Consider the following 2266-nt stretch of genomic DNA (forward strand, 5'->3'; position numbering starts at 1 on the left):
GTGCTCATCGGTCGCAATGACCACGTCACCGGCCGCCACCGGACCCGGGATGCCCGCGTTCTCGGTGTCGACCTCGACCACACCCGAGGAAACGGTCTCACCCTCGGGAGCGTCGCGTTCGGTGGTCGGGTCGATGGTGATCTCCACCAACACCTTCGCACCCGAACCGATGATCGTCGCCAGCACTGTCCGAGCCGACTGCTCACCCGTCTCCGGATCGGTGGTCCGGCGTGTACTGCGGTGACAAGCGAGGACCCGTCCCTGCACGGACCAGGAATTTCATGGACGAAATGCCAGATCAGAAGAGCAGATCAGCCCTCACTGAGGTTTGATTATTCGGTTCCGAGTTGGAGTCCGGTATGAGCGAGGAACCCCTCCAGCAGACCCGGGCGGTGCCGCAGCCGGCGCAGCCCCGACCGGACCGCCTCGCCCAGCTCCGCGAAGGACAGCGCTGCCAGGTTGGCCAACCCCGTGCCCTTGAGATGGGACCAGACGTCCTTCACCGGGTTCAGCTCCGGGGCATAGGCGGGCAGGTACTCCACATCCAGCCACTCCCGGGCCCGGACCGCCGCGCGCATCCACCGGCTGCGATGGGCAGCCAGGTTGTCCCACACCAGGATCACCGGCGCGCCCAAGGCCCGGTGGACACCGTCCACGAACGTGATCAGGGCACGGTCCCGGTACCACCCCGGGCGGGTGCGGAACAGCATCCGCGGCGCGTGACCCGGTCGGTAGCAGCACACCGCGGCCATCGACATCTTCGCTGGACGGCCCTTGACCACGTGTAGCACCGGGCTCTGCCCCACCGGCGCCCAGGTACAGGAAAAAGCCCCGGTCAGCCTCGCCCCAGCCTCGTCTTCGAAGAGGATCCAGGCCCCGGTCCGGGCCCCCTTTTTTCGATCTGTGGCCAGGTCTGCTCGATCCAGGCGGCGATGGCCTGCTCATCGCGTTCGAGGGCGCGGCGGGCCAGGACCTGGACCGACCATCCCATCGCCTTCAGCAGCCGCCACACCCCCGACGGGTCGGCGTAGGCAGCCCCGAAGCTTTCGGCGATCACCCGCCGTACCCGGTTCAGGGGCCAGGCGTCGGTGGTGAAGCCGTAGTCCTTGGCGCCCCGGCGCAGGAGTTGCCGCAGTTGGTGGCGCTGGCCGGGGTCCAGGTAGCCCTTGGGGCCGGTGCGGCCCTTGCTTATCAGCGCGTCTGTGCCGCCTTGGTGCCAGGCGCGCTGCCAGTTGTTGACCGCGCGGGCGGTGACGCCGAGCACCTCGCCGATACGGGCGTCGGACATCTCGTCCTGCTCGAACAGGGCAGCCGCCATCAAGCGGCATTGTTGCTTGTCGTGGGCGTCCATGACGCCCCTCCTCGTGGAGAAGTTCCAGGTAGGAGGGTATGTACCCGGCCAGGAAACAAACAATCAAGCCTCAGTGAAGTCCTCGTCGGCGGCAGTTTGACCCAGATAGTCATCTTTGACAGATCCCCGCCAGAGCGGCGAAGCAAGGATTAATCATCAACCACCCCAAGCCCCTCGGGCAACTGCTCAATAATCTCCCTTCTGCGAGGATTTTCTTCAGATTGAACAAGGGAATCAATGGTCGAGCGAATCTCCTTCCTTCCCTTCTCGGAAATTCGATCGAGATCCGCAACAATTCCATCCAATATCTCTGAAGCAAAACCAGGACTAAGGTCGTCGTCGTCAGACATCTCCATCAGAACAACAGCGTCGACAATTGCTCGCACAAGGACATTGAAGTCTCTCACGGAATCACTCTCCTGACTGATATGTTAGTTACAGCAAGGCCGCTTATGAGCCTGTTTGCCCTGTTATAAGCCCGCTGATTCGGAACTTCCCAAATTCCAGTGTACCCATTCTACTCAAGCGCCAGAGATTGCCGTATAATCGCACCCCTCGTTTTATCGGTTGCAGCAACTCCGACTTTCCTGTCGATCATTACGCCATTGGCCTCATCAAATCCATCGAATTTAACAGCCCTGGTTTCCCCCTTGAGATCTATATAGTCAAGAGCAGGGACCTCCCTAAGGCCGCTCGAAATTCGCGATCTCGCCCCAATTGCGCCATCTTCACAGGCCTGGGCATTTGCATCTTTTGATGCATTTTCCTGAACCCAATCAACTTGCCCATCACAGTTGTGGTTGAGGACGTCGAGCGACTTCGTGGCCACATGGTAGGTGTGAACACCCTGGACCGTCAGGTTGTGGACCGTGGCGGACTGGGACCAGGCCTGGATCGCGTTGACCTGGACCCAGG

The 2266-nt window shown here is 61.6% G+C and carries 5 protein-coding genes; all 5 read right to left on the minus strand.

Translation table 11 applies throughout. The features are described from left to right. Window positions 1–186 (minus strand): hypothetical protein (locus tag BUE45_RS30960; protein WP_143173564.1); only part of this gene is annotated, 186 nt, incomplete at its 3' end. Window positions 187–332: 146 nt separating this feature from the next. After that, a complete protein-coding gene (locus tag BUE45_RS30965) occupies window positions 333–926 on the minus strand; it encodes a transposase (protein WP_218619618.1) in 594 nt (197 codons plus the stop codon). Next, window positions 836–1351 carry a winged helix-turn-helix domain-containing protein gene (locus tag BUE45_RS33055; RefSeq protein WP_218619616.1) on the minus strand — a complete coding sequence of 172 codons (516 nt, stop codon included), beginning with the start codon at window positions 1349–1351 and terminating at the stop codon, window positions 836–838. Before BUE45_RS33055 ends, BUE45_RS30965 begins: the two co-directional genes overlap by 91 nt. 149 nt (window positions 1352–1500) lie before the next feature. Beyond that, complete coding sequence (locus BUE45_RS32295; RefSeq protein ID WP_143173565.1) at window positions 1501–1758, minus strand: hypothetical protein; 258 nt, start codon at window positions 1756–1758, stop codon at window positions 1501–1503. Window positions 1759–1868: 110 nt separating this feature from the next. Beyond that, window positions 1869–2266 (minus strand): hypothetical protein (locus BUE45_RS32300; RefSeq protein ID WP_218619617.1); only part of this gene is annotated, 398 nt, incomplete at its 5' end.

This window comes from Nocardiopsis flavescens (genome assembly GCF_900141985.1).
GTDB classification, from domain to species: domain Bacteria; phylum Actinomycetota; class Actinomycetes; order Streptosporangiales; family Streptosporangiaceae; genus Nocardiopsis; species Nocardiopsis flavescens.

Coding starts and splice junctions, on each gene's coding strand:
- BUE45_RS33055 (WP_218619616.1), bottom strand. CDS start 1,351: ATGGACGCCCACGACAAGCAACAATGCCGCTTGATGGCGGCTGCCCTG.